Origin of the sequence: Aurantimonas sp. C2-5-R2 (assembly GCF_036549495.1) — a bacterium.
Lineage (GTDB): Bacteria > Pseudomonadota > Alphaproteobacteria > Rhizobiales > Rhizobiaceae > Aurantimonas > Aurantimonas coralicida_A.
In genome coordinates, this window is record NZ_JAZHLJ010000133.1 from 1 (window position 1) to 5,864 (window position 5,864).

The 5,864-nt window shown below is 61.8% G+C and carries 5 protein-coding genes; 1 reads left to right on the plus strand and 4 read right to left on the minus strand.

Annotated features, from left to right (window positions below):
• Positions 1-110 precede the first annotated feature (110 nt).
• The 4 genes from VQ044_RS23495 to VQ044_RS23510 form a co-directional block, all read right to left on the minus strand.
• A complete protein-coding gene (locus VQ044_RS23495) occupies positions 111-1,025 on the minus strand; it encodes a methionyl-tRNA formyltransferase (RefSeq protein ID WP_327626342.1) in 915 nt (304 codons plus the stop codon).
• A gap of 41 nt (positions 1,026-1,066) precedes the next feature.
• Positions 1,067-2,341, minus strand: a complete 1,275-nt coding sequence (gene frc / locus VQ044_RS23500) for a formyl-CoA transferase (RefSeq protein ID WP_327626341.1) — start codon at positions 2,339-2,341, stop codon at positions 1,067-1,069.
• 42 nt (positions 2,342-2,383) lie between these two features.
• On the minus strand, positions 2,384-4,129 hold the full coding sequence (gene oxc / locus VQ044_RS23505; RefSeq protein ID WP_327650026.1) for an oxalyl-CoA decarboxylase: 1,746 nt from the start codon (positions 4,127-4,129) through the stop codon (positions 2,384-2,386).
• Between the two features lie 72 nt (positions 4,130-4,201).
• Positions 4,202-4,918, minus strand: a complete 717-nt coding sequence (locus VQ044_RS23510; RefSeq protein ID WP_327626339.1) for a GntR family transcriptional regulator — start codon at positions 4,916-4,918, stop codon at positions 4,202-4,204.
• A 279-nt stretch (positions 4,919-5,197) separates the two neighbouring features.
• On the opposite strand from VQ044_RS23510, the gene VQ044_RS23515 reads away from it, so the two are divergent.
• Positions 5,198-5,740 (plus strand): hydrolase, encoded by a 543-nt coding sequence (locus tag VQ044_RS23515; protein ID WP_327626338.1) that lies wholly within the window; start codon positions 5,198-5,200, stop codon positions 5,738-5,740.
• Positions 5,741-5,864: the final 124 nt, after the last annotated feature.

Here is a 5,864-nt window from a genome sequence, read left to right on the forward strand (position 1 = left end):
CCTCGAGCCCGATCCCCAGCTTCGCCCCGATCTCCTGAATCGGCAGCTTCTTCGCCTCGCGGGCAATCTCAATGTCGGTCTTGAACGCCATAATAATATCTTTTCCCGAGTTATGATCCGAGGATGTCGCCGGCGGAAAGGCCCGCCGATGCGGCCCAGTCGGCCGCCGGCTGCTTGTCTCCGCCCGCAGGACGAACGCGTTTGATGATGATGCGGCCACCGTTACCCTGAACGGTTACGCCTTCCGCCGAGACCTCGACGATTTGTCCAGCCGTTCCCTCGCCGTCGGCGCGGGCCGAGTCGTAGATCTGGACGGTGTCGCCCTTGTGGGTCGTCCAGGCGCCTGGCGCCGGGTTGGCCGCGCGGATGATGTTGTACTGGTCGGCGACCGGCTTCGCCCAGTCGACTTCCGCGTTCGCCTTCTTGAACCAGCTCTCGTAGGAGCCTTGGTCGAGCCGCTGGTCGTGCTTGAGGATAACCCCCGCCTTCACCAGGTCGAGGCTCTCCATCATGGCGTCGACGCCCATCGGGAAAAGCTTCTTGAAGTAGACGTCGCCCAAGGTTTCGTCCGGTCCGATCGCGCAGGTTTTCTGCAGCAGGATCGGACCTTCATCGAGCCCGTCATCGGGCCAGAAGATGGTGAGTCCAGTCTGCTCCCTGCCCATCGCGATGGGCCAGTTGATCGAGCTCGGCCCACGATGATGGGGGCACAGCGATGGGTGATACTGGAACGTTCCGAATTTAGGCGCGTCGCGCACCGCCTCCGGCACAAACAGCAGCACATAGGCCATCATGCAGACGTCAGCGTCGAAGGACTGCATCAATTCCAGCGCTTCGGGTGTCTTCCACGAAGCCGGCTGATGCAGCGCGATCCCCTTTTCCCGGGCCAGCTCGGCCAACGGGTCCTCTGGCTTGCCTTCCTTCGTGGGGGCGGTGCAGACCGCGACGACATCTTCGCCGCGCTCCAGCAACCGTTCCAGAACGGCCTTTCCAAAGGCTTGTTGGCCGTGAACTACGATACGCATATTTCCTCCCTGAACGGCACGGCTTTATCGCTGCGTCCGTTTTATTCCGCTGCTTCCGCCTTGACGTCTCCCACGGCGCCCGAGCCGATGACCCGTTTGAGGTCGTCGCCGCGATAGCCAAGCACATCCGACAGGATTTCCGCCGTGTGTTCACCCAACAGCGGCGAGCGGAGCACTTCCGCAGGGCTGTCCGACAGCTTGATCGGGCAGCCGACGCTGAGATATTCGCCGCGCTCGGGATGAGCGACGCGGACCATTGTTCCGGTCGCGTAAAGCCCTTCATCCTCGGCGATTTCTTTCATGGAAAGGATCGGCCCGACAGGAATGTCCAGCGGATTGCAGATATCCATGATCTCGAACTTGGTCTTCGTCTTGGTCCACTCCTCGATGGTCGAGAAGATCTCGTTGAGCTTGTCGAGCCGCTCCGGCGGCTTGGCATAGCCTGCCTGGGTCTTCCACTCCGGCTTGTCGATGACGTCGCAAACCTTCTCCCATGCCGCGGCCTGGATGATGAAATAGGTGTAGGCGTTGGGATCCTGTTCCCAGCCTTTGCATTTGAGAATGCGGCCGGGCTGGCCGCCACCGGAATCATTGCCGGCGCGCGGCGTCGCTTCGCCGAAGGGGATGCCCTCGCCATACTGCGAGTATTCCTTCAACGGACCCTTTTCCAGGCGCTGCTGATCGCGCAGTTTCACCCGGGCAAGATTGAGCACGGAGTCCTGCATCGCGCAGGAGACCTTCTGGCCGCGCCCCGTCTTCTCGCGCTGGAACAGGGCGGTCACGATACCGAGACACAAATGCAGTCCCGTGCCGGAATCGCCGATCTGCGCGCCGGTCACCAAAGGCGGCCCGTCGAGGAAACCGGTCGTCGAAGCCGAGCCGCCAGCGCACTGCGCGACGTTCTCGTAGACCTTGCAGTCGGCATATTTACCCGGACCGAAGCCCTTGATCGAGGCCATGATGATGCGGGGGTTGATCTCCTGGATCCGCTCCCAGGAAAAGCCCATCCGATCCAGCGCGCCGGGCGCGAAGTTCTCCACCAGGACGTCGCATTCCTCGACCAGCCGGGTCAGCACTTCCTTGCCGGTGACGTTCTTGGAATCCAGCTCGATCGACCGCTTGTTGTGGTTGAGCATGGTGAAATAGAGGCTATCGGCACCCGGTACGTCGACCAACTGCTTGCGCGTCGCGTCGCCCACGCCCGGCCGTTCCACCTTGATGACGTCCGCTCCGAACCAGGCCAGCAACTGCGTGCAGGTCGGTCCGGACTGGACATGGGTGAAATCCAGGATCTTGATGCCTTCCAGTGCCTTCATGGCGGGTACCTGCTGTTCTGAGTTCAATCGGCGGCGTTGACGCTATTTCTTGGCAACGACGCTTTGTGGGTTGAGATTGCCGATGCGGCCGCTTTCGGTGCCGGCCTTTTCGTCGATCTCCGCGTTGATGAGGGTAGGCTTACCGGAATCCATCGCTTCGTTGACGGCGCGGCGCAATTCGTCCGGCGTCGTGGCGTAGACGCCGACGCCGCCGAACGCTTCCATCATCTTGTCGTAGCGAGCATTCTTGACGAAGACGGTCGTCGCGGCGTCCGCCCCGCCGGTCGGATTGACGTCGGTGCCGCGATAGATGCCGTTGTTGTTGAAGACGATGATGCACACCGGCAAATTGTACCGGCAGATCGTCTCCACCTCCATGCCGGAGAAACCGAAGGCGCTGTCGCCCTCGACCGCCAGCACCGGCTGGCCGGTCTCGATCGCTGCCGCGATGGCGGTGCCCATACCGACGCCCATGACGCCCCAGGTGCCGACGTCGAGCCGCTTGCGGGGTTTGTACATGTCGATGATCGACCGAGCGAAATCCAGCGTGTTGGCGCCCTCATTGACGAGGATGGCGTCGGGACGCTCCTTGATGATCGTCTTCAAGGCACCCAACGCACCATGGAAATCCATTGGCGAATTGTTGTTCATCAGCCGCGGCGCCATCTTGGCGACGTTGGCCTCGACCTTCTCCCGGATCATGTCGGTCCAACTGGCGGGCGGGGCCTGCCAGCTACCATCCATGCCAGCGAGCAGCGCGGACACGCAGGAGCCGATATCGCCGACCAGGGGGGCCGCGATCTCGACATTGCTGTCCATTTCCCTCGGCTCGATGTCGATCTGGACGAACTTCTTCGGCTCGGAGCCCCACTGCTTGCCCTTGCCGTGAGACAGCAGCCAGTTGAGGCGGGCGCCGATCATCACGACGACATCGGCTTCCTTGAGCACCAGCGAGCGCGCGGCGCCCGCCGATTGCGGATGCGTATCGGGAAGCAGTCCCTTGGCCATGCTCATCGGCAGGTAGGGAATGCCGCTGTTTTCGACCAGCGCGCGGATCTCGTCGTCGGCCTGGGCATAGGAGGCGCCCTTGCCGAGGATGATCAATGGCTTCTTCGCCCCCTTGATCACCTCCAGCGCGCGGGCGACGGCATCCGGCGCGGGCAGTTGCTTGGGGGCCGGATCGATGACTTTGACCAGTGACTTGGCACCGGCCGCGGCGTCCATGACCTGACCGAACAACTTCGCGGGCAGATCAAGATAGACACCGCCGGGACGCCCCGAGACCGCCGCCCGGATGGCCCGGGCGATGCCGATGCCGATATCCTCGGCGTGCAGGATGCGGTAGGCGGCCTTGCACAGCGGTTTGGCGATCGCCAGCTGGTCCATCTCCTCGTAGTCGCCCTGCTGAAGATCGACGATTTCGCGCTCGGACGAGCCGGAAATCTGGATCATCGGCCAGCAATTGGTGGTGGCGTGCGCCAGAGCCGTCAGACCATTCAGGAAGCCAGGCGCCGAAACCGTCAGGCAGATGCCGGGCTTCTGCGTGAGATAACCGGCGATGGCCGCGGCGTTGCCGGCATTCTGTTCGTGCCGAAACGAGATGACGCGCATCCCCTCCGCTTGCGCCATGCGGCCGAAATCGGTGATCGGGATGCCCGGAACACCATAGATCGTATTGATGTCGTTGAGCTTGAGCGCGTCGATGACAAGGTGAAACCCATCCGTCAGCGCCTGCTGCGCATCGGCCTCAGCGACATCCGTTTCCGTGCTTTTCGCTACTGCTGACATTCTGTTTCCTCCCGGAAGCCCTTCGGCTGGGTCGACCTCGCAGTCGACTCCCTCTGTGACATGCGAAACCGTTCACCCGGCCTCAATGCGTTTACGATTCAGCGATTCGATGCGAACCCAGGCGGCCCGCACATGATCATGCAGCTTCATGGTGTGCTCGCGCACCAGGCGGCTGGCGACATCGGCGTCGCGCGCCTCGAGCGCCTCGACGATCTCCATGTGGTCGACCACCGATCGCGTCGCCCGATCGTTTTCGCCCATCGCCCGCCGGCGCACGGCATGCATGTGCTGGAACAGACCGTCAGCCGTCGACTTGAGCAGCGCGCAGCCGGAGAGTTCCAGGATGCGCTGGTGAAACACGATATTGGCTTCCGAATATTCCTCGATGTCGGCGCGCGCGGCATGGGTGCTGTGCTTCATCGCGAATTTGCGCAAGGAGCCGAGTTCCGCCGTTGAGGCGCGCTCCGCGGCGAGCCGGGCCGCCATGCTTTCCAGCGCCGCCCAGGTGACGACCATCTCCAGCACTTCGTTCATGGACTTGCGCTTGACGAACACCCCTTTGCGCGGGAGGATTTCCACAAAACCCTCTTGCGCCAATCGCGCCAAGGCTTCGCGAATGGGTGTGCGCGATATTCCCAACTGTCCGGCGATGGTGCGCTCATCGAGACGCAGATCGGCGCCTTCGTCGTAGATATTCATGTCAAGGATGGCTTCGCGGAGCACGTCGTAGGTGTGATCCTTCAGCGTGAAGTTCACGGCGATCGGCGTCAGCTTGCTGGTAATCGACACAGTCCGAACGCCTCCCCTGCTTCGCACCCCGGCATCTGTCGAAACGGCATCGAGCCGCTTGCGTGTGCCTTATGTGGTATACCATACATCGGAGCGCTGACGCGTCAATGGGCAATTGGGGAATTCCCCGTTGGAATGCGGAAACCTAAGGATTACAGGGGTTCTAAGTACCGGAATAGCTGATATTCCCGACATTCTCTTGACGGTATCTGGCGTTTGGCATACCAGTTGACGGACGTTTACCGATGGTTTTATCTGTCGAAAGGGAGGACGGAATGCATGTTGATCAGAGCTAAGGATTCCGCTCTCGTCGTTATCGACATGCAGGAACGGCTGGTTCCAGCCATGTTAGCGCCAGCGCGAACTTTGAAGAATGCCGGACTGCTGATCGAGGCCGCGCGCGAAGTCGGTGTCCCGGTGCTGTTGACCGAGCAATATCCGGCGGGGCTGGGCCATACGATGGCCGAGCTCGCGTCCGTCGCTACTGGCTTCCCAGTCTTCGAGAAAGTGCATTTTTCCTGCATGGAAGACAGCGCGTTTTCGTCAGCCCTGACCGCTCTTGGACGGCACCAGATCATCCTGGCGGGAATGGAAGCGCATATCTGCGTCGTGCAGACTGCCGCAAGCCTGCTCGAGGCGGGGTATCAGGTTTTCGTCGCGTCGGACGCGACAGCGTCGCGATCGGCCGAGAGCGAACACGCCTGCCTACAGAGACTCGGTGCGGCCGGCGTCGGCATCGTCACCAGTGAGATGGTCGTCTTCGAATGGCTCGGCAAGGCCGGCACGCCCTCCTTCAAGAAGATGCTGCCCAGAATCAAATAGCCAATCACCATCATCCGGGGGGATTTCCCAGACATGAACATCCACGAATATCAGGCCAAGCAAGTTCTCAAGGGTTTTGGGGCGCCGGTGGCGGCGGGCGTGGCGATCACCGAGGCCTCGCAGG

Bases quoted from the DNA above. Each gene is read 5' to 3' on its own strand.
- oxc (WP_327650026.1), bottom strand. From the start codon at position 4,129: ATGTCAGCAGTAGCGAAAAGCACGGAAACGGATGTCGCTGAGGCCGAT.
- VQ044_RS23495 (WP_327626342.1), bottom strand. From the start codon at position 1,025: ATGCGTATCGTAGTTCACGGCCAACAAGCCTTTGGAAAGGCCGTTCTG.
- VQ044_RS23515 (WP_327626338.1), top strand. From the start codon at position 5,198: ATGTTGATCAGAGCTAAGGATTCCGCTCTCGTCGTTATCGACATGCAG.
- frc (WP_327626341.1), bottom strand. From the start codon at position 2,341: ATGAAGGCACTGGAAGGCATCAAGATCCTGGATTTCACCCATGTCCAG.